Origin of the sequence: Hyphomicrobium sp. DY-1 (genome assembly GCF_047497105.1) — a bacterium.
Lineage (GTDB): Bacteria > Pseudomonadota > Alphaproteobacteria > Rhizobiales > Hyphomicrobiaceae > Hyphomicrobium_B.
This window is the reverse complement of the sequence record NZ_CP134870.1, coordinates 222,353-243,588: the sequence shown is the minus strand read 5'-3', so window position 1 is coordinate 243,588 and position 21,236 is coordinate 222,353. Positions and strand designations below refer to the sequence as shown.

21 protein-coding genes are annotated in these 21,236 nt (G+C 61.1%); 17 read left to right on the top strand and 4 right to left on the bottom strand.

Annotation, left to right across the window (positions count from 1 at the left end):
• Positions 1–637 precede the first annotated feature (637 nt).
• Both RLW41_RS01175 and RLW41_RS01170 read left to right on the top strand, forming a co-directional pair.
• On the top strand, positions 638–1,036 hold the full coding sequence (locus tag RLW41_RS01175) for an NADH:ubiquinone oxidoreductase subunit NDUFA12 (protein WP_409560513.1): 399 nt from the start codon (positions 638–640) through the stop codon (positions 1,034–1,036).
• A gap of 93 nt (positions 1,037–1,129) precedes the next feature.
• Positions 1,130–1,714, top strand: coding sequence for a DUF2155 domain-containing protein (locus RLW41_RS01170; RefSeq protein ID WP_414463159.1), 585 nt, complete (start codon positions 1,130–1,132; stop codon positions 1,712–1,714).
• A gap of 67 nt (positions 1,715–1,781) precedes the next feature.
• Here the strand turns inward: RLW41_RS01170 and hemB are convergent, their stop codons facing one another.
• A complete protein-coding gene (gene hemB, locus RLW41_RS01165; protein ID WP_414463158.1) occupies positions 1,782–2,831 on the bottom strand; it encodes a porphobilinogen synthase in 1,050 nt (349 codons plus the stop codon).
• Positions 2,832–2,992: 161 nt separating this feature from the next.
• Entirely contained in the window at positions 2,993–4,135 is a 1,143-nt protein-coding gene (locus tag RLW41_RS01160; protein ID WP_414463157.1) for an extensin family protein, read from the bottom strand.
• A gap of 282 nt (positions 4,136–4,417) precedes the next feature.
• Between RLW41_RS01160 and RLW41_RS01155 the strand changes: the two genes are divergently transcribed.
• The 5 genes from RLW41_RS01155 (at position 4,418) to glyA (ending at position 10,740) form a co-directional block, all read left to right on the top strand.
• Entirely contained in the window at positions 4,418–5,533 is a 1,116-nt protein-coding gene (locus RLW41_RS01155; RefSeq protein WP_414463156.1) for an enoyl-CoA hydratase/isomerase family protein, read from the top strand.
• Positions 5,534–5,751: 218 nt separating this feature from the next.
• Positions 5,752–6,261 (top strand): transcriptional regulator LdtR, encoded by a 510-nt coding sequence (gene ldtR, locus RLW41_RS01150; RefSeq protein WP_414463155.1) that lies wholly within the window; start codon positions 5,752–5,754, stop codon positions 6,259–6,261.
• A gap of 156 nt (positions 6,262–6,417) precedes the next feature.
• Positions 6,418–7,770, top strand: a complete 1,353-nt coding sequence (locus RLW41_RS01145; RefSeq protein ID WP_414463154.1) for a L,D-transpeptidase family protein — start codon at positions 6,418–6,420, stop codon at positions 7,768–7,770.
• A 238-nt stretch (positions 7,771–8,008) separates the two neighbouring features.
• A complete protein-coding gene (gene hemA, locus RLW41_RS01140; protein WP_409560507.1) occupies positions 8,009–9,241 on the top strand; it encodes a 5-aminolevulinate synthase in 1,233 nt (410 codons plus the stop codon).
• A gap of 194 nt (positions 9,242–9,435) precedes the next feature.
• Positions 9,436–10,740: a serine hydroxymethyltransferase gene (gene glyA / locus RLW41_RS01135; protein WP_414463153.1), complete on the top strand. Its 1,305-nt coding sequence runs from the start codon at positions 9,436–9,438 to the stop codon at positions 10,738–10,740.
• 79 nt (positions 10,741–10,819) lie between these two features.
• Here the strand turns inward: glyA and RLW41_RS01130 are convergent, their stop codons facing one another.
• The gene (locus RLW41_RS01130) at positions 10,820–11,404 is read right to left on the bottom strand and encodes a flavodoxin family protein (protein WP_409560505.1); all 585 of its coding nucleotides are present in this window, start codon (positions 11,402–11,404) and stop codon (positions 10,820–10,822) included.
• A gap of 94 nt (positions 11,405–11,498) precedes the next feature.
• On the opposite strand from RLW41_RS01130, the gene RLW41_RS01125 reads away from it, so the two are divergent.
• From RLW41_RS01125 to RLW41_RS01085, 9 genes are all read left to right on the top strand, one after another.
• A complete protein-coding gene (locus tag RLW41_RS01125) occupies positions 11,499–11,939 on the top strand; it encodes a winged helix-turn-helix transcriptional regulator (RefSeq protein ID WP_414463152.1) in 441 nt (146 codons plus the stop codon).
• A gap of 112 nt (positions 11,940–12,051) precedes the next feature.
• On the top strand, positions 12,052–12,579 hold the full coding sequence (gene nrdR, locus RLW41_RS01120) for a transcriptional regulator NrdR (RefSeq protein WP_013948389.1): 528 nt from the start codon (positions 12,052–12,054) through the stop codon (positions 12,577–12,579).
• 5 nt (positions 12,580–12,584) lie between these two features.
• Positions 12,585–13,709 (top strand): bifunctional diaminohydroxyphosphoribosylaminopyrimidine deaminase/5-amino-6-(5-phosphoribosylamino)uracil reductase RibD, encoded by a 1,125-nt coding sequence (gene ribD, locus RLW41_RS01115; protein ID WP_414463151.1) that lies wholly within the window; start codon positions 12,585–12,587, stop codon positions 13,707–13,709.
• A 4-nt stretch (positions 13,710–13,713) separates the two neighbouring features.
• Positions 13,714–14,307 (top strand): riboflavin synthase, encoded by a 594-nt coding sequence (locus RLW41_RS01110; RefSeq protein WP_013948387.1) that lies wholly within the window; start codon positions 13,714–13,716, stop codon positions 14,305–14,307.
• Complete coding sequence (gene ribB, locus RLW41_RS01105; protein ID WP_409560502.1) at positions 14,307–15,455, top strand: 3,4-dihydroxy-2-butanone-4-phosphate synthase; 1,149 nt, start codon at positions 14,307–14,309, stop codon at positions 15,453–15,455. The genes RLW41_RS01110 and ribB overlap by 1 nt, the downstream gene beginning before the upstream one ends.
• Positions 15,456–15,463: 8 nt before the next feature.
• Positions 15,464–15,967, top strand: a complete 504-nt coding sequence (gene ribH, locus RLW41_RS01100) for a 6,7-dimethyl-8-ribityllumazine synthase (RefSeq protein ID WP_013948385.1) — start codon at positions 15,464–15,466, stop codon at positions 15,965–15,967.
• A complete protein-coding gene (nusB, locus tag RLW41_RS01095) occupies positions 15,964–16,467 on the top strand; it encodes a transcription antitermination factor NusB (protein ID WP_013948384.1) in 504 nt (167 codons plus the stop codon). The genes ribH and nusB overlap by 4 nt, the downstream gene beginning before the upstream one ends.
• 57 nt (positions 16,468–16,524) lie before the next feature.
• Positions 16,525–17,535, top strand: coding sequence for a thiamine-phosphate kinase (thiL, locus tag RLW41_RS01090; protein WP_414463150.1), 1,011 nt, complete (start codon positions 16,525–16,527; stop codon positions 17,533–17,535).
• A gap of 231 nt (positions 17,536–17,766) precedes the next feature.
• A complete protein-coding gene (locus RLW41_RS01085; RefSeq protein ID WP_414463149.1) occupies positions 17,767–19,125 on the top strand; it encodes a L,D-transpeptidase family protein in 1,359 nt (452 codons plus the stop codon).
• A 112-nt stretch (positions 19,126–19,237) separates the two neighbouring features.
• Here the strand turns inward: RLW41_RS01085 and RLW41_RS01080 are convergent, their stop codons facing one another.
• Positions 19,238–19,717: an Lrp/AsnC family transcriptional regulator gene (locus tag RLW41_RS01080; RefSeq protein ID WP_414463148.1), complete on the bottom strand. Its 480-nt coding sequence runs from the start codon at positions 19,715–19,717 to the stop codon at positions 19,238–19,240.
• A 141-nt stretch (positions 19,718–19,858) separates the two neighbouring features.
• Here RLW41_RS01080 and ald point away from each other — a divergent pair, with 141 nt between their 5' ends.
• Entirely contained in the window at positions 19,859–20,983 is a 1,125-nt protein-coding gene (gene ald / locus RLW41_RS01075; RefSeq protein ID WP_414463147.1) for an alanine dehydrogenase, read from the top strand.
• The last annotated feature ends 253 nt before the right edge of the window (positions 20,984–21,236 follow it).

The following is a 21,236-nucleotide window of genomic DNA, read 5'->3' as shown; positions in this document are numbered from 1 at the left end:
CCGAGCGCCGTATGTGATTTTTTGGACGCCACGCGCTCAGAGCCCTGCAACTCCGGCGAACGGCGGGTCGAGAACGCGGATGGACTGCCCTGAGGCGCCTCGTCGGCACTCAACACACCGGCCGCAGTTTCCCCGTGCCCGCGAAGACACCGAAAAGGCGACTCCGCCGGCCTCATGCCGACCCGAAGTGTGTGATTGCGACGAAGACTCGCGCGCTACGCTGGAACGCTACTGAACCGAACAGCTGCGAAGTCGTCGTCAACCGATCTCGAACGGTCCGTCTTACGAATGTCGCAACAGGGCCAAAGTTAGGAGATTCGAAGCCGACCCGACAAGGGAAATTAAATAGATGTTGGGGTGGCAGAGACAACAAGCACTATATCTAGTGGTGTTAACAACTTCCGGCCGGAGTTGGCATTTGCCGCGCATTCGTTGGGGTTTTACCGGTCATCTTGGCCGTTGGTGGTGTGGACAGGACTTAATTACGTCCGTTTTTTCGATCCGGCTGCTGACGAGCTTAGTGCGATTCCGCGTCAGCTATGTTGCATGCCTGCACCGGCTCAATGGCGTCTGGACATCACCGCCGAAGAACCGCTAATTCGTGATCAGGGTAGCAGCGGCAAAGGATGCCCAAACGATGAGCTTATTCAGCGAGATTTTCTGCTGGTGGGGCGGCAATACCTGGGGCACGCGCCTGTTTACGTGGCGCAAAGGCAAGCTCGTCGGCGAGGACCAGTTCGGGAATCGCTACTTCATTCAGAGAAGCGGCGTCGGCCCGTTGGGCGTCCCGGCGCGTTGGGTCATCTATCCCAAGCTCTCGGAAGCGAGTCAGGTGCCGCCCGAATGGCACGGCTGGCTGCATTATACTGTCGATACGCCGCCGACCGAAGAGCGCTATCACCCGCGCCCTTGGCAGAAGCCCCATCAGATGAACATGACGGGCACGGCGAAGGCTTATCGCCCCAAGGGATCGATCCTGGGCACCGGCCAGCGCGCGGCATCCACCAGCGACTACAAGGCGTGGAAGCCGAATTAATCGAGATTAATCCGGCAGAACGAAATATCGCCCCCTTTGGCGGGCAATCCGGCGAGGCGCGGTAGCGCGCCTCAGGGGAATGGATTTTTGCAGTTGAGACAGACGGACTTGTTAGATTTCGGGCGCTGCACGAAGGTCTGTCGCCGTGCGGGCGTGTTCGTGTCGGCGCTGCTTCTGTCTGGCACGCTCGCCGTCCTGACCGCGCCGCCCGCAGCCGCCGATCGCATTGAGAATCAAGTCGCCGTCTTTTCAGCGCTCGATAAGGTGACGGCGCACATCTCGAAGATCGAAGTCGAACTCAACAAGACGGCGACGTTCGGCGCGCTCAAGATCACGCCGCGCGCCTGCTATTCGCGCCCGCCCACCGACGAGCCCAAGACGGACACGTTCGTCGAGATCGATGAGTCTCAGGTCGACGGTTCCGAGAAACGTATTTTCACCGGCTGGATGTTTGCCGAAAGCCCCGGCATCTACGGTCTGGAGCATCCGACATATGATGTCTGGCTGACAAAATGCGAGAAGCCGATCCGCACCATCGCTGAGGACAATCCGAACGCTGGTACGGTCGCGCCGTCCGACGATCCGAACCAAGCTGGTGCTGCCGCGGCCGCAGGCGGCAACGCCCCTGCCGATCAGATCCCGCCCGACCAGGATTTCCGCCGCCGCGTTCGGCGCTAGCTTCTCACCGCCATCTCGGCCGAGCGCGGGCCTCACAAACTCGTCAGATCGAGAATGACGGAGCCCGCTACTCCGCCAGCAATTTCGCGACTTTGGGCGCGAAGTATGTCAGCACGCCGGACGCGCCCGCGCGTTTGAAGGCCAACAGGCTCTCGACCATCGTCTTGTCGGCATCGAGCCAGCCGCGCTCGAACGCTCCCGCCAGCATCGCATACTCGCCCGACACCTGATACGCGAACGTCGGCACGCCGAATTCGCTCGAAACCCGTTGCACGATGTCGAGATAGGGCATGCCGGGCTTCACCATAATCATGTCGGCGCCTTCGTCGAGATCGAGCGCAACCTCGCGCAGCGCTTCCTCGGTGTTCGCCGGGTCCATCTGATACGTGCGCTTGTCGCCCTTGAGCAGACCCGTCGAGCCGACCGCATCGCGGAAAGGCCCATAGAATGCGCTCGCATACTTCGCGGCATACGACATGATCTGCGTGTTCTTGAATCCCGCCGTCTCAAGTGCGGCGCGAATGATGCCGATGCGCCCGTCCATCATGTCCGAAGGGGCCAGAACGTCGGCGCCTGCTTCGGCCTGCACCATCGATTGCTTGACGAGCGCGGCCGTCGTCTCGTCGTTCACGATCTCGCCGCCGACGATCAGCCCGTCATGCCCGTGGCTCGTATAGGGGTCCAGCGCCACGTCGAGAATAACGCCGATGTCGAGCTTCGCAGCCTTGATCGCGCGCGTCGCCCGGCAAACGAGATTGTCGGGATTGAACGCTTCCTCGGCGCTCTCGCTACGCTTCTTGGGGTCGGTAAACGGGAAGAGGGCGAGAGCCGGAATCCCGAGCGCTTCAGCTTCCTTCGCCGCCTCGACGATCAGATCGACGCTCAACCGTTCGACGCCCGGCATCGACGCCACCGGAATGCGCTGGGCTTCGCCATCGACGACGAACAGTGGCCAGATCAGATCGTTCGGCGAAAGCAGATGCTCGGCAACGAGGCGGCGCGACCACGGACTTTTCCGGTTCCGACGCATGCGAATTGCCGGAAATCCGCCGGAAAGAGAGTCGGGCGGCGTGCCTGCATTGGCGGCGGAAGACGTGGGGCGCATGCGAGAAGACATGGGAAAAGTCCTGCTGACGTGTCGATCCGTTCCTGAGATGGCGGAACCGCGGGGACAATGGACACGTGCCGGGCTTCCGCGCAAGCCGCGTTACGCAGGTCAGATATCCGCAGGCGCCGCGCTCGTTCCCTCATCCCCTGGCCTAGAGAGGGCGGTCGGTCCTAATCGCAGATCTTGCCGAACTTCCGCTGGGCCATGTCGATGTGAAAATGGTTCCGGTGCGCGGCATTCGCTTCCGGTCCAAGCGTCGTGCCGAACGTCCGGCAGGCCGACGCGTGCGCCTCCCGCAGGAAGGCCTGCATTTCCGGCGGGGGGTTTCTGAGGCCGACAGGAAACGCCGCCTTGGGCGTCGCTGTTTCCGGGCCCGGTCCGCCGAGCCGGTTCACATCCGTGGCCGATGCCCACGACGACGTGACCACGACATTTGACACGCCTTCGATGATGGTCGAACGCACGAGCCCCGCCGCCGCCGCGCCCGCAGTCGATGGCACGATGGACGGCAACGCCCCTTGCGCCGGATTGCTGGCCACGTTCGTTTGCGCAGTCTTGGCGGCCGCGTCTTCCGCAGCCTTCTTCCGAGCCGCAGCTTCAGCGGCAATCTCGCGCTGCGGCATGCCCCAGTCGTCGAGCACCTCGGCCGTCTTCGCGGATCTGGTAACGAAACCGCCGATGTCGATGGCGTTTGCAAGCGCGTGTTCGCTGAGCTTCGTCGACTTGCGGCCATAGGCGTTGCGGCAGGAATAAGAACTCATCGTCTCGATTCGGACGATCGCCGATTTTAGATGCTTGCGCGCCAGGGGCTGCACGTCGTTTTCGAACCAATTCGCGAGCTGCTCGACGAGATCGCAGCGCACAATCGCGGGCGGCGACAGCGCGACCTCCGGACTTTGTCCGATGCTGATGAGTTCGACCGGCGCGGGAGCCCCGCAAGCGCCGTCGCGGATGGGCGCGTGCGGGAGCGCTACGGCATGAATGCGCTGCAGGATAACGGCGCAATGCGCGCGGGCGTCGGCAATTTCCGTTTCCGACCAGGTGTCGGCAGGTTTCGCTGCGGCTTGCGCGTCGGCCTTGGCGGGATTGGTGGCGGAAGGCGTCGCATTGGCCGGATCGGCAGCCGTCGAAGCCGCCGCAGCGTTTGTTTTCGGCGCGGCCGTTTGCTGCGTGGGCTTATGATGTTTCTTGGTGGTTGTCGCGTCCGCATCTGCAGCAACAAAGCCGATCGCAGCGGATGCGCACGCGGCAGCAGCCACGACGGCGCGCCAATACGTTCGTTTGGCCGAATTGCGCTCGTATGCTGTCATCATGATTGTCTGTATGCGGCCTGGTATTTCAACGCGGGCGAGATTTCGAAAGCCGATGCCAAGGTCAGGGCGCGACGCATGCCCGCGCAGTCACGCAATTATGATCATCGCAGAGTTTGCGTCCGCGGCCAAGTCATTGGCGTTGCACGGCAGTTACAAGTTCTGGACAAATTCCGTGAGCCTTGTGACCGATTGTGCTTTATCGCCGCAAAAACTAGCGAGCCCGGTGGAAACGGGGCATAGCATAACGATTGGAATCAAAGCACGTCTACGATCGAGCAGGCAGTGAACGAACCTAAGATCGCCATCAACACGGCCACACCGATGCAGGCTGAGAAAATCGTCGCCGCCCAAACACAGGCGTTGCAGACGTTCACGCTTGATCGGCCCTCGTCCCTCAATGCTCTCGACAATGAGATGTGCCGTGTGTTGCTTTCGGCCATTCCGCGTGTTGCGAGAAATCCCGACGTTTACATCGTTGCGCTCGTGTCGAGCAGTCCGAAAGCATTTTGCGCCGGCGGCGATGTTGTGGCGCTTTCCGCCGCCGCGAAAAGCGATATCGCGACGGCAAAAAGCTACATGCGAGACGAATATTCGCTGAACTGGTTGCTTGAATGCTTCTCCAAGCCGACCGTCTCTTTCATCGACGGGCTGTGCATGGGCTCGGGCGCGGGACTTTCGGCGTTCAATACGCACCGCGTCGCCGGTGAAAACTTCAAATGGGCAATGCCTGAGACGAAGATCGGACTTTTTCCCGATGTTGGGATTGCGCGCGTTCTGGCGAAAATGCCATGGCCGATCGGTCTCTATCTCGGCCTGACGGGGCGCTCGATCGGCCGCGCCGATGCGCAATGGCTGAGGCTCGTCACGCACTGCATATCGTCCTCGCATTTCGAAGATATTCGCGCCAAGCTCGCAGACGCCCTGCCCGTCGATCCGCTTCTCGATGATCTGAACCAGCCGCAAGTGCCGGGCGATCTGCAGAAAGAGCGCGGCCATATCAATGAGCATTTCTCCGAGCCGACACTGGACGGAATTTTTCGCTCGCTCGAAAGGGCCGAGGCGAAAGGCTCGGAATGGGCGCAACGCACGCTCTCTGGGTTGAGGAAGTGCTCTCCGATTTCATTGGCGATAACGCTGCGCCATATTCAGAATGCGCTTCGTTTCGATATTCGCGATACGCTGATTGAAGATTATCGTCTCGCGGTGCGCTGCCTTGAAAGTCACGATTTCCACGAAGGCGTGCGCGCTCTGCTACGCGATAAAGATGGCAAGCCCGTCTGGCAGCCGGCGCGTTACGAAGATGTTGCAGCCGACATCGTCGAAGGTTATTTCAAGCCGCTGCCGGAAGGCGATCTCGAACTGCCGAGTCGCGTGGAAATGCAGGCCGCGCGCGTCTGATTTGCGATGGCGTATTGCATCCAATTATCGTTGCGCAATTAACGCGAAAATCACCACAAACAAATTTCATGTTGCTGACTGGTTAAAAAACCCTTGGAAATAGGGCCTGTCACTATTCTTTTACTATATCTATTTAGGCGAAATTCAGTCCTTCCCATTATCTATTTGTCAAAACCCGGGGCAAACCGGGTGGCGTCAAAAACATGTGAGGCAGGGTAATGAGTTTAGCGTATGAAGTGGCACGTCACCGCGCGCCGATTCAAGAAGAAGGCTTCCGTGGTGAATATCTCCAGGCATTGCGCCTGATCGAACGCCTTCATCGGCTTTTGCTCGACGTCATCAAAGACGAATTCGATCGTCGTGGCGGCGCCGAACTCAACAGCGTGCAAGCGCTGCTGCTCTATAACATCGGTGAGAGCGAATTGACCGCGGGCGAATTGAAGACGCGCGGCTATTACCTCGGCTCGAACGTCTCCTACAATTTGAAGAAGCTCGTCGATATGGGCTACATTCACTACAAGCGGTCGGATACCGATCGCCGCTCGGTGCGTGTCAGCCTCACCGACAAAGGCCACGAGGCCCGCGACGTCGTCAGCAAGCTATATCTTCGCCAACTCGGCTCCGTTCAAACCGTCGGCGAAGTGTCGGGCGATGACGTCAAGAGCCTGAATAAGGCGCTGGTTCGCCTGGAACGTTTCTGGTCTGATCAGATCCGCTACCGCCTGTAATACGGACGATTGCGCCACTCCCCGGGTTTGCCATGCTGTTGTCCCGCAGCATAAAATGGGCCGTTCCTTAAATCCGGAGCGGTCCTTTTTCGTTTGCAGTTATTCGGTTAGACTGTCCCTGAGAAAAGCCGCCAAGGCGAGGGGCAGGGGGACGACGTGCATATCGGGCGATCGACATTTGCCAGGGCGGGCTCAACCGCCCGCAGAATCGCGCCACTGCTGGTCGGTATCGGTTTCGTGACGCTTTCCGCCGCCGCATGGACCGGCATGGGAAGTGCCGCCGCCCAGAGCTTCGGCTGGATCAATTTCGGCCCGACCGGAAACGACGCGCCGGGTTCCTCGCTCTCGACCAATCCGACCGACCCCGATTTCGTCCGCGAGTGGGAAGCCAACCCGCCGAAGGGCTTCGCCACGCTCGCGAAAGCGAACATCGAAGCGACGAAGATGGCCGTCCGTGAGTATCTGATGATCGTCAGCCGGGGCGGCTGGCCGCAGCTTCCGGTGCCGCCGAACAAGACGCCGCGCGATAGCCTGCTGCAGTATGGCACGACCGATCCAAGCGTCGCGCTTCTCCGGGCACGCCTTGCAGCGTCTCGCGATTTGCGGAGCGGCAATACAACTTCGACCTATTTCGATTACGAGGTCGACAAGGCGCTGAAGCGGTTCCAGGCGTCGAACGGGTTGACCCCGACCGGCATCGCCGACAAGCGCACGATCATGGCGCTGAACGTGCCTGCCGACGTACGCCTAAAGCAATTGAAGGCCAATCTGGCGCGCCTCCAGGAAGTCATCCCGACGACGCAGAAGAAGTACGTCGTCGTGAACATTCCTGCCGCCCAAATCGAAGCCGTCGAGAACGGACAGATCGTTGCCCGCTATGCAGGCGTCGTCGGCAAGGAAGATCGCCCGACGCCGTTGCTGCGCACGCCGATCACCGATCTGAGCTTCAATCCGACCTGGCGCCTGCCGCCGACGGTCATCGCTGAGGATCTGATTCCGCGCGGTCAGCAGATGCAGAAGAAGGGGCAGAACGTCCTGGTGAAATTCGGCATCGATGCCTACGACGGCAGCGGTAAGAAAGTCGATCCGGCGAAAATCGACTGGGACAAGGTCAAGCCCGGCACCTACCGCTATAGCCAGAAGCCCGGCAAGGAGAACCCGCTCGGGTTCCTTAAGATCAATTTCAACAGCGCCCACTCGGTTTACATGCACGACACCCCGTCCGACCGCATTTTCGGGCGAAATTTCCGATCCGAAAGCTCGGGTTGCATCAGGGTTCACAACATCGAAAATCTGGCGACGTGGTTGCTTGCCGGACAAAACGGCTGGAATGCCGACCGGATCGAGCAAATGAAAGAATCAGGCAAGCCGATGGACGTCCGGCTGAAAAAACCCGTTCAGCTGCTGTTTGTTTACATTAGCGCCTGGGCCACGGCCGACGGGGTCGTCCAGTTCCGCCGCGACATCTATCAAAAGGACGGCGTCGGCGAGATCGCTGCCTCATATTAGTTCAGAGAACGGTCTACATACCTCGGTATGGTTTGATGCGCCTCAAGGTTGGTTGTGGTGCTTTAGAATAATTGCAAAGGTTCTGGGCAGGAGCGTTGGGTGTTGAAGAAAGTCCTTGAACCTGACCAAAATTTCATGCAACTGCGCGACGAAACGGCACTGGTTCTTTGTGCCCTCCGGGGCCATAAAGGCTGAAAAATAAAATGAACGTCGTGCTTTTGGGAGCGGAAACCAGAAGATGAATTACGAGCAGAAGCTCTCCGATGCCCTCGATGCCGTCAAGAAAGAAGGCCGCTATCGCGTCTTCGCCGACCTGAAGCGCCGCCGAGGTTCCTTTCCCAAAGCCGAAGTGATCAAGGGCGAGGCTGCCAAGCCCATTACCGTATGGTGCTCGAACGACTATCTCGGCATGGGCCAGCACCCCAAAGTGCTCGCCGCCATGCACGAAGCGATCGACCTCGTTGGTGCCGGTTCGGGCGGGACGCGAAACATCGCCGGCACGACCCACTATCACGTCGAACTTGAAAACGAACTCTCCGACCTCCACGGCAAGGAAGCCGCTCTCGTCTTCACCTCGGCCTTCGTTGCCAATGAAGCGGCCCTGTCGACGCTGGCCACGCTCTTTCCAGGCTGCGTGATTTTCTCGGATGAAAAGAACCACGCTTCGATGATCGCCGGCATTCGCAATGGCCGCGGACCGAAGCAGATCTTCCTCCATAACGATCTCGCCGATCTCGAAGCCAAACTCAAAACGGTGCCGCGTGAGACGCCGAAGATCATCGCTTTCGAGAGCGTCTATTCGATGGACGGCCACGTCGCCATGATCGGCGCCGTCTGCGATCTGGCAAAGAAATATAACGCCCTGACGTATCTCGACGAAGTGCATGCCGTCGGCCTCTATGGTCCGCGTGGCGGCGGCGTCGCCGAACGTGACGGCGTCATGCACCGCGTCGACATCATCAACGGCACATTGGCCAAGGGCTTCGGTGTCATGGGCGGCTACATCGCTGCCTCGAAAACCATCTGCGACGCCATCCGTTCATATGCGCCGGGCTTCATCTTCACGACGTCCCTGGCGCCGGCTATCGCTGCTGGTGCAGTTGCTTCAATCCGTCACCTGAAGTCGAGCAGCACTGAGCGCGAAGCGCACCAGGAACGTGCCCGCACGTTGAAGCGCAAGCTCGCTGCCGCCGACCTTCCGGTCATCCAGGGACCGAGCCACATCGTGCCGGTGCTCGTCGCCGATCCGGTGCGCTGCAAGGCGCTGACGGACGTTCTCCTTGATCGCTACGGCATCTACGTCCAGCCGATCAACTACCCAACCGTGCCGCGCGGCACGGAGCGATTGCGCCTGACGCCGTCTCCGCATCACACCGATGCCGACATGGATCACCTCGTTAACGCCCTGTCCGAGCTGTGGTGCCAGTGCCCGCTGGCGCTGATGGAAAGCCTCGCCGAAGCCGCCGAATAGGGCGGGTTCGCCGAGCAGGACCTGACTACCCCTTTGAGCCAAAAGCCCCATCCGCGCCGATATTACGCGCCCGGGTGGGGTGTTGAGCCCTGGCGCCTGAGCCCTTACTATGGTTGAACCCGCGTCCGGCCGGGCTTGACTTAACGGTCCCCGCCAGCGCTACAAAAACATTTCCAAAATCAGGGGAAAGCTCAATGTCGACTGCACCGGCCGCAGCAAACTCGCAGACGTCGCGCTTCTTCAAGGCGCACCTCTCGGAGACCGATCCCGAGGTCTTCTCCGCCATCCAGAAGGAATTCGGACGTCAGCAGCACGAAATCGAGCTGATCGCATCTGAGAACATCGTGTCTCAGGCTGTGCTCGATGCTGCAGGTTCCGTTCTGACGAACAAGTACGCCGAAGGCTATCCGGGCAAGCGCTACTACGGCGGCTGCCAATACGTCGATATCGCCGAAGAGCTCGCGATCGACCGCGCCAAGAAGCTGTTCAACTGCGGTTTTGCCAACGTTCAGCCGAATTCGGGCTCGCAGGCCAACCAGGGCGTCTTCAACGCGCTGGCGAAGCCGGGCGACACGATCCTCGGCCTGTCGCTCGCTGCCGGCGGACACTTGACGCACGGCGCACCCGTCAACCAGTCGGGCAAGTGGTTCAACGCCATCCATTACATGGTGAAGCCCGACACGCACCTCATCGACATGGACGAGGTGAAGAAGCTTGCCCACGAGCACAAGCCGCGCATCATCATCGCCGGCGGTTCGGCCTATCCGCGCAAGATCGACTTCGCAGCGTTCCGTGCGATTGCCGATGAAGTCGGCGCGACGTTCCTCGTCGATATGGCCCACTTCGCCGGTCTCGTCGCCGCTGGCCTGATCCCGAGCCCGTTCCCGCACGCTCACGTTGTCACGACGACGACGCACAAGACGCTGCGCGGCCCGCGTGGCGGCATGATCCTGACGAACGACGAAGATATCGCGAAGAAGATCAACTCGGCGATCTTCCCTGGCATCCAGGGTGGCCCGCTGATGCACGTCATCGCTGCGAAGGCCGTCGCTTTCGGTGAGGCGCTGCGCCCGGACTACAAGGTCTACATCAAGAACGTCATGGACAACGCCAAGGCTCTTGGTGAAGTCATGGTGCAGAACGGCTTCGCGCTCGTCTCGGGCGGCACCGACACGCACCTGATCCTCGTCGACCTTCGTCCGAAGAAGATCACGGGCAACAAGGCCGAGAAGTCGCTCGGCCGCGCGCACATCACCTGCAACAAGAACGGCATTCCGTTCGACCCAGAGAAGCCGATGGTCACGTCGGGCATCCGTCTGGGTTCGCCTGCCGGCACCACGCGCGGCTTCGGCGTCGCGGAGTTCCAGGAGATCGGCCGCCTGATCTCGGAAGTTCTCGATGGTCTGTCGAAGAACGGCGAAGAAGGCAACGCAGCTGTCGAAGAGGCCGTGAAGGCCAAGGCGACGGAACTCTGCACCCGTTTCCCGATCTACGCTTAAGCGCGATGTAATGAAAAAGGCCGTGCGGCGCTCGCCCCACGGCCTTTTTTCATGTCTGCGAAGCTGAGTGATCGGGGCTTTACGCGCCCTTCTTCCAGCGCGCGGCGGCTTCGGCGATGCGGGCCCCGAAGAGCTCCGCTGTCTTCCTATCCTGTTGTGGCGGCGCTTTATCAGCGCCTTCGTCGGCATTCGCTTGCGTCATGAGGCCGAGAAACGATCCCAGGCGATTAATGGCTTCGGGCGTCGTCGTCGTTGAATTGTAACCCGGCATCATGCCCGTGCCGACCCAGACCATTCCGTGCTGACCGGCAAAAACCGCCAACTGGGTGAGCGTTGACAGCTTATCACCCGACCAGCTCGCCGAATTCGTAAAGCCGGCCGCGATCTTGTCTTTCCAGCCCCGCGTGTACCAAACCTTCGAGGAAGCATCCATGAACTGCTTCATGACGGCGGAAGCCGAGCCCATGTACGTCGGCGCGCCGAACACGATGGCGTCTGCATTCGCAAGCTCGTCCCAAGGCCCTTGTTCGGACGCGGTAAGGTCGTCAGCTTTATAAAGCCGGGCTGTGGCGCCCGCGACGGTTTCTACACCTTTGGCCACGTACTCCGCGACGACGGCGGTGTGGCCATATCCAGAGTGATAGACGACGGCGATAGTGGTCATTTAGCGTTCTCCGCACTTGCGATCTGCCCGGGTCGCATATACGGGTTAGAAACTGACGGTAAAGTACGCACCTTTTGGTAACTATGGGTCAAACATGCCAGGCGCCGATCCATTCAAGAGGTTGAAGGACGATGCGGAAAAGCGGGGTTCTCGCGCCGCGAACATCTATGCGGAAGCTTGCCCGTCGCGCGCCCTGCTTGAACTCGTGGCGGACAAATGGACGCTACTCGTCATGCCCGCGTTACGCCGCGGCCGAATGCGCAACGGCGAACTCATGCGGCTGGTTGAGGGTGTCTCGCAAAAAATGCTGACTCAAACTTTGCGTGCTCTTGAGAGCAACGGGCTCGTGCGACGCATCGATCGCATGGAAGTCCCTCCTCATGTTGAATACGAACTGACTGAGCTTGGCCTCTCTCTGGCCGACGCGATGCGCAAGCTTGATTCGTGGGTTGAGACGCATATCCAGGCAGTCGAAAAGGCCCGTGAGGAGTTTAAAAAGCAGAATCGGCCTAAGAGCCGGCAATCGAAGCTTTGAGTTCTCTGAACTCTTTTACCCATATGAATTTGGTTCACAAATGCGCTTCCGTAAGGGATAACGCGCCACTCCGTGCTATACGACGCACGTATTGAATTAAGGAGCAATCGGGATGCGCTGTCCCTTCTGTGGAAGCGAGGATAGCCAGGTCAAGGATAGTCGGCCGTCGGACGAGAACTCCGCGATCAGGCGTCGGCGTATCTGTTCCGATTGCGGCGGCCGCTTCACGACGTTCGAGCGCGTGCAGTTGCGCGAGCTGACGGTTGTCAAACGTTCCGGCCGCAAGGTACTGTTCGATCGCGACAAGCTCTCGAAGTCGATCTCGGTCGCGATGCGCAAGCGCCCCATCGAGCCCGAACGCATCGACCGCTTGGTGTCGGGCCTCGTCCGCCAGCTCGAAAGCTCCGGTGAAACCGAAATTACCTCGGCCGAGATCGGCGAACTCGTCATGGCAGCCTTGCGCGGCCTCGATCCGGTCGCATATGTCCGCTTCGCCTCCGTCTATCGCGACTTCCGCGATGCGGCGGATTTTCACGCCGTCCTACGCGAACTCGCGAGCGATACCCACGATCCGCTCGATCTTAACGAACGGTTCGGCACGCCCGTGCTTGATGAGCTTGCCGCCGAGAAAAAGCACTAAGCGACATGTCGCGAAGAAAAAGTTCTGCGTTCGACGCCGAGATGATGGCGATTGCGCTGCGCATGGCCGAGCGCGGGCTTGGTGCGACTGCGCCTAATCCATCCGTCGGCACTGTGATCGTCAATGAAGAAACCGGGGAAGTGATCGCGCGCGGCACGACGGCGCGCGGCGGCCGCCCGCACGCAGAACCTCAGGCGATCGCGCTCGCCGGCGATAAAGCCCATGGCGCGACGATTTATGTGACGCTGGAGCCATGCTCGCATTATGGCCGTACCGCGCCATGCGCCGACGCCATTGTTGCCGCTGGATTGAAACGCTGCGTCGTCGCTATCGAAGATCCCGATCCGCGCGTAGCGGGCCGGGGGCTCAATCGTCTCCGCGATGCTGGCATCGAAGTCTTGCGCGGCGTCGGTGTGTCGGAAGCCCGCTGGATCACGCGCGGCCACATCGTCCGCATCACCGAGCGCCGCCCGCTCGTCACTCTGAAACTTGCGCTCGATGCCAACGGCGAAATCGCGCGCGGCTCGGGCTCTGCGCCCGTCTGGGTCACGGGCGAACTCGCCCGCCGTCACGGCATGCTTCTGCGCAAGGAGTTTGACGCTATCCTCGTCGGCAGCGCCACCGTGCGCGATGACGATCCGGAACTCACCTGCCGCCTGCCGGGCCTCATGGATCGCTCGCCGGTACGTGTCGTGCTTTCGCGCGCTCTCGATCTGCCGCTCGCAGCCAAGCTCTTCAAAAGTGCCCGCGACGTTCCCGTCTGGCTGATGACGTCGGCGGCAAGCGACGCTGCGAAGAAACGCGCCATCGCCGACGGCGGCACGGAGGTCGTCGACGTCGGTGTCGTCGGCGACACGTTATGGCTGCCATCGATCATGGAGGCGCTGGTCGCGCGCGGCATCACCCGCCTCCTGGTCGAAGGCGGCCCGGGAATCTGGCGCGGCTTCGCGGATGCAGCGCTGGCGGACGAGGTCGTGCTCTATATGGCGGGCAGCCCATCAGACGTTGCCGCCGACAGGGCCATGCGGCGGTGGGTCGGAGACCTTGGAATGACCGCAGTCGAACGACGGACAATCGGCACCGATACGATGTGGCGCTATCGTCGCCTTGCAGATAGGGAAGGACGCTGATCGCATGTTTACTGGATTGATCACCGATGTCGGCGAGGTCATAGCGCGCTCTGGCGGCTGCTTTACGCTGCGGACGGCCTATCCCCTGAAGCCGGAAGAAACAGGCCTTTCAATCTGCTGCAACGGCGTCTGCCTGACGGCGACGGACATCAGACCAATTTCGGCCGGTGCCGAATTTACCGTCGACGTCTCGAATGAAACTCTGGCCAAAACCACCCTCGACAGCTGGCAGCCTGGCCGCCGCGTCAATTTGGAACGGTCGCTCCGGGCGGGCGACGAGCTTGGCGGGCATATCGTCTCGGGGCACGTCGACGGCGTCGCCAAAATTATTTCAATTACCCCGGACGGTGACAGCAAACGCTTTCTTTTGGAAGCGCCCGAGCATCTTTCCCGCTATATAGCGCCCAAGGGTTCGGTCGCGTTGGACGGAACCTCGCTGACCGTCAATGAGGTTGCGGAAACCCGGTTCGGCGTCAATCTCATACCGCATACCTTGACGGTGACGACCTGGGGCGCGAAAACCCCCGGCGATCTGGTCAATCTGGAAGTGGATGTTTTCGCGCGCTACGTCGCGCGGCTGATGGAGTTTCGCCCCTAATGTCGGGTCCTTCAAACCTACGGACTGTGCGCAGCGACAGCGTCCTGTCGTCGATCGAGGAGATCATCGAAGACATGCAGAATGGCCGCATGGTCATTCTCGTCGATGCCGAAGATCGCGAGAACGAAGGCGATCTCATCATCCCGGCGCAGATGGCGACGCCCGATGCCATCAACTTCATGGCCAAGTACGGCCGTGGACTGATCTGCCTATCGCTGACGCAGACGCGCGCGACCGAGCTCAATCTCGATTACATGGTTCGCCACAACGGCTCGCGCAATCGCACGGCTTTCACCGCGTCGATCGAAGCCCGCGAAGGCATCTCGACGGGCATCTCAGCGTTTGATCGCGCCCGCACCATCGCGACCGCCATTGATCCGACGAAAGGGGCAAACGACATCGTCTCGCCCGGTCACGTCTTCCCGCTGATCGCGCGCGAAGGCGGCGTTCTCGTCCGAGCCGGCCATACTGAAGCCTCGATCGATCTCGCCAAGCTTGCCGGGCTCAATCCGGCGGCCGTGATCTGTGAGATCATGAACGAGAACGGCACGATGGCGCGTCTTCCCGACCTGACAGCCTTCGCACAGTTCCATGGGCTGAAGATCGGTTCGATCGAAGATCTCATCGCCTATCGCCTGAAGAATGACCGCATCGTCAAGCGCGTCGCCCAGACGCCGGTGACGACGGCGGCAGGCGATTTCAATCTTGTCGTCTACGATACGACGGTCGAGCCAGGCGAACACTTGGCGCTCGTCAAGGGCGACCTCTCGAAGGGCGGCCCGGTTCTCGTGCGTGTGCATGCCGTCAATGTTCTCTCCGACGTCGTCGGCATTGATCAGCATTGCGAAGATGGCACCGCCATCGAGCAGGCGATGCGCGCCGTCGAAGCTGACGGCCGTGGCGTCATCGTTTTGATCCGCGATCTTCGTCCGAAGTCCGTTTCCGAATGGATTTCGCGTCGGTCGACGCCGGGCGCGGTGGCGGATGCGAGCAAGGAGCGCCGCCAGGTTGAAATCGGTATAGGTTCGCAAATTCTTGCCGATCTCGGCGTCAAGGACATGGTGCTTTTGACGACGTCCCCGCAACATGTGTACGTGGGCCTCGAGGCGTTCGGGCTGCGTGTCACCGGAACACGGAAAATCGAGTAGCCCGAGCCATGGTTCAGAAAACGCCAGCAGCGCCGCACGATGACAAGGGCGCCGGCCAGATTCGCGCCCACGTCCTCCTGATCGAGGCGCGCTTCTATGAAGATATTGCCGATCTGCTGATCGAAGGCGCCATTGCCGAGTGCGCCAAGCGTGGTGTCACGTTCGAGCGGGTTGCCGTTCCGGGCGCGCTTGAAATTCCGCAGGTGCTTGCTGCTGCCGCCGAAGCGCGCGCAGCCGGCCGCGCCACCTTTGACGGCGCCATCGCTTTGGGCTGTGTCATTCGAGGCGAAACGGGCCACTATGACATCGTCTGCAACAACGCCAATCACTGGCTGATGGATGTCGCGATGAAGCAGTGCATTCCCGTCGGCAATGCTATCCTCACCGTCGAAACGCGCGCTCAGGCACTGGCGCGCGCCGAAGGCGGCATCAACGGCAAAGGCGGCGATGCCATGCGCGCGTGCCTCCGCCTCATCGAGACGAAACGCGCATTCTGGGACGTGCAGGTATGACGGCCAAGGGCAAACCAAAGGTCGGAGAAATAACGCCGCGCACGGCTGCGCGCATTTCGGCTGTCCAGGCACTCTATCAGATGGACGTCGCGGGCACGGACGTAAACGACGTCATCGCTGAGTTCATCGAGCAGCACTTCGAAGGCGACAATCGCAACGAGACGCTGGCGACCGCAGATCGCGTTTTCTTCGCTGACATCTTGCGCGCGGTGATCCGTCGGCAGCGCGAGATTGATCCGATGATCGACGAGCAGCTCGCAGCCGGTTGGCGGCTCGTACGCGTCGATTCGATCCTGCGCGCCATTCTCCGCGCGGGCGTCGCGGAAATTCTGGACCGCAGCGATGTTCCCGCGCGCGTCGCCATCAGCGAATATGTCAACGTCGCGCATACCTTCTTCGACGAGGAAGAGCCACGCGTCGTCAATGGCATCCTGGATAAACTAGCGCGGCGCGTTCGCGGCCACGAATTCGTTTCAAAGCGCGTGACGCCGTCGTCCTGAGACGTCTCGCCCGCAGCCAAGCGTTGGGTTGAGAGCATGCCGCCAGCGCCGTCGAAAATGTCTGCCTCAGGCGATCGGATCGCGAACGAAACCGATCTGATCCAGACCTACCTCGCACCGCTGACGCGCGGCGCGCCGGGCGCATTTGAACTGCGCGACGACGCCGCGCTGATTGCGCCCGAGCCCGAAACCGATCTCGTCTTCACGAGTGATCCAATCATCGCGGGCGTGCACTTCGTTCCGACGGACAACCCTGCCGACATTGCGTGGAAGGCGCTCGCCGTCAACGCCTCCGATCTCGCCGCCAAGGGCGCGAAGCCCATTGCCTACATGCTGAACCTCGCGCTCCCCGAGCCGCCGACGCGGGAATGGATAAGCAACTTTGCGAATGGCCTGCACGCCGCGCAAGATCGCTTCGGCTGCCATCTAATCGGCGGCGATACCGACATGACGCCCGGTCCGCTTTCGATTGGCGTGACGATCATCGGAGCGGTGCCGACGGGCAAATTCGTTCGTCGCCAGGGCGCGGCATCGGGCGACCACGTGTTCGTCACTGGTACAATCGGGGATTCCGCGCTGGGTCTGCGCGTTCATGCCGATCCCTCGGCGTTCCCGCACCTGACGTCCGTTGAGCGCGCCTTTCTCGAAGACCGCTACTTGCGCCCGACGCCGCGGCTGGCGCTCGGCGAAGCGCTGCGCACCCACGCATCCGCCGCGCTCGATATCTCGGATGGCCTGATGAAGGATCTCACCCGGCTTGCGGGCGGCCTGGGGTTGAGGCTTCATTTCGATCTCATACCTTTGTCTAAGGCCGCAGCCTCGGCGCGGGCACATGATCCGGCCCTCGCTGAAACGATCCTTGGCGGTGGCGACGATTACGAATTGCTGGTCGCGGTAGCCCCGGCGGCGATCGCGGACTTCAGAAATGCGGCGCAAGCCGCAGGCATCGCCGTGAGTGACCTTGGTGCACTCGACGCGAACATTTCGCTGCAGGTCGTCGATGCGGACGGAACCCCGATGGCGATTGAGCGGTTTGGATACGACCATTTTTCCCGGTCGGCGCGATAGCAACACTCGGACCGCTTCCGCGCGGCATGTATGCCACATCGCATCGGCTTTCGCAGCGAGATCGAGACGGAAACGGCTTGGAAACGCGTCACTGTTTGGCCATATGCGTGATGACAGGTAAGTGGCTGAAATAGCACGACGGCGGCGTTTGAGGGCGGTGTGCGGCTGCAAGCCGACCGGGTGCGTATTATCTATTGGTGCGCGTCGAACGAGGTAGCCGGGCAAGCGGGGATGGAAGATTTGATTTCGACAACGCGGTTTGGGACTTCTGTTGTCAGAGCTGCGGTGCTTGGCGCCGTCGTTGCGTTCGCCCAATTCGTCCCAAGCTTCGTGACGACCGGCCACGCCCAAAGCCTATGGGAGCAGCTGCAGCGAAACTACGGCGCGGACACGAGCACCAACAGCGCACCGATTGACCGCGCGCCTCAGCGGCTCGACGACCTGCGGCCGGACTCGACGCCCTGGCGCAGCGACACGATGCTGAATGCGATTTCCGCGGCCATCGAACACTATCAGCAGATCGTTAGCGCTGGCGGCTGGCCGTTGGTCCCACCCGGCCGCATGATGCGCGAGGGCGACGACGACGACCGCGTGCCTATCCTGCGCAAGCGTCTTCGCATCACTGGCGATCTCTCCAGCAAAAGTACCTATTACGACTCGACGACGTTCGATTCCGAGCTGACCGATGCCGTGAAGCATTTTCAGAAGCGCAACGGCTTGCGCGAAACGGGTCGCATCGAGCGCTCCGTCTATCCGGTTTTGAACATCACGGCCGAGCAGCGCCTCGCTGAGCTGAAGCTCAACTACGATCGCATCAAGGGCCTGATGCAGAACGTCGAGGAGCGCTACGTCCTCGTCAACATCCCGGCGTTCCAGGCTGAGGCCGTCGACAAGTTCGAGGTGCAGCTGCGTTTCCGCACCATTGTCGGCCGCCCCGAGCGCGAAACCCCCGAAGTTGCGGCGATGATCCGGAACATCAATTTCTATCCATACTGGCACGTGCCGCAGAGCATCGCGACGCTGGACCTTATTCCGCGCCTCAAGAAAGAGCCGGGCTACCTCTCCGATGAAGGCATCCGCGTCTATACGGGTAATGGCCAAGAGCTTGATCCGAAGACCGTCGATTGGTCGTCGCCGCAGACGGCAACGTATCGCTTCCGGCAAGACCCCGGCGCGAAGAACGCTCTCGGTCTGCTGCGTCTCGATATGACGAACCAGTACGGCGTCTACATGCACGATACGCCGATGAAGACGCTGTTCGACCAGCGCAGCCGTCCGTTCAGCGCTGGGTGCGTGCGCGTGCAGAATGTCGTCGATCTGGCGGATTGGATCGCGCACAACGAGCCGGGCTGGGGCGAGCCGGGCAGTGTCCGCAAGCAGCTCGCCCTCGGCCAGCCGATGGAGCTGAAGCTGACGCGTCCCGTGCCGGTTCACTTCGTCTACATCACGGCCTGGGCCGAGCCCTCGACCGGCGAGGTGCAATTCCGCCAGGACATTTACGGCCGCGACGGCTCGGCGCTGAAGTCCGGCTACGAACGTGACGACGGCGACGCCCCCAATGCCGCCTCCGCTGCAGCGCTCGCGCCTTGATCTAATTGCTTCGTCCTCGGCCGAGCACGCCATAGGCGTGTCGAAGGCGGGGATCAGGCACAAAAATTACTTTGCAATATTGGGCCATCGGCGCATCTCACGCTGGATCTTCTCAGCGCAGCAGGCTGGACACCGGCAGCGAGCGGCTCGCGACTTCGCGCAGTACAAAGCTCGAGTGCAGCCGCGACACGCCCGGCAGCCGTGAGAGCTGCTCCTTATGGATGCGTTCGAAATCCGCTAGATCGCGCGCCAGCACCGTGATGAGATAATCGTCCTGCCCCGACATCATGTAGCAGGACACGATCGAGGGCGCCGCCGCGGCTGCCTTCTCGAAGGCCTCCAGCAGTTCCTGGCTTTGGCTTTCGAGGCTGATCTGGACCACGGCCATCATGCTGAGCCCCAGGGCCTTGCGGTTGACCCGCGCCTGGTAGCCGTCGATCACTCCGGACTGTTCGAGCGTCTTGATCCGCCGCGCGATGGCCGTCGGCGATAGAGGAACACGCTCAGCGAGGTCGACTTGGCTCTGACGGCCGTCAACCAGAAGGGCCGCCAAGATGGCCTTATCCAGCGCATCCAAAGGAACTTCAGCCATTTTTCTGCGCCTATCCCGCCATTTTCGCAGATTTTCATCAAAAACGCTGTTGAGCACAACAAAAATCGCAGAGTAACAGCCGCGGGCCTGTGTCAACCTACACTGTAGAAGATCGGAAGCTGCGCTTTACAGGAGCGGATCATGCGCATCGGTGTTCCCACGGAAATTAAGAGCGATGAGTTTCGGGTCGGCCTAGTGCCGGGTTCGGTTCGCGAACTGGCAGCTCGCGGCCACGAAGTGATCGTTCAGTCGGGTGCCGGTGCCGGCATTTTCGCCGACGATGCGGCCTACGAAAAGGCGGGCGCCCGCATCGTCAAATCGGCCGAAGAAGTTTTCTTCGACTCCCAGATGATCGTGAAGGTCAAGGAGCCGCAGAAGGTCGAGTGGAAGCGCCTGAAGCCCGATCAGATCCTGTTCACCTATTTGCATCTCGCTCCCGATGCGCAGCAGGCCATCGGCCTGATGGAATCGGGCGCGACGGCCATCGCTTACGAGACGGTCACCGACGCCAACGGCTCGCTGCCGCTTCTCGCGCCGATGAGCGAAGTTGCTGGCCGTCTTTCGATTGAAGCCGCAGCTCAGGCCCTGCGTCGCCCTACCGGCGGACGCGGCGTTCTGATGGGCGGCGTCCCGGGTGTGAAGCCCGCAAAGGTCGTTGTACTCGGCGGCGGGGTCGTCGGTACGCATGCAGCGCGGATGGCGGCCGGCCTCGGTGCCGACGTGTCGATCATTGACCGGTCGCTTCCGCGTTTGCGCCAGCTCGATGAGCTGTTTGAAGGTCGCGTGCGCACGCTCGCTTCGACGATGGAAACGATCGAGACCGAAGTTCTCGCCGCAGACGTTGTCGTCGGCGCGGTGCTTGTCGCCGGTGCGAGCGCGCCGAAGCTCGTCAATCGTGCGATGCTGAAAGACATGAAGAAGGGTGCCGTGCTCGTTGACGTCGCGATCGATCAGGGCGGCTGCTTCGAAACGTCGAAGCCGACGACGCACGCGCATCCGACGTTTGAAGTCGACGGTATCATTCACTACTGCGTCGCCAACATGCCGGGCGCCGTGCCTGTCACATCGGCTCAGGCATTGAACAACGCAACGCTGCCATTCGTGATGAAACTCGCAGAGCAGGGGCTTGCAGCATTCGATCGCGATCCCCATCTCGCAGCAGGATTGAATGTCAAAGGCGGTCGCATCACACACTCGGTCGTCGCTGCGTCTCTCGGCTTTGATACCGTAGAAGGCAGCCGGAACTTCCGTCACGCTGCTGAGTAGTTAGAACATCGAACCCCCGTGCCGCCGGATCCCTCACCGGCGGTGACCAGCCGGTCGCTTCTTCCCCCCGGAGCGACCGGCTTTCTTTTTTGTAATTTTGTAATTCACCGCAGCTTCATCGCGGAGAGAGTGTACTGCGCTCATCGCCTTCGAAATGTCGCGAAGCGAGTCCATCGTATTCGGCAACGAATCATCAGGACTTGTGATCATTTCAGGGCAAGCGACGGATCTCTCCCGTCCACCGCGTTAGGCG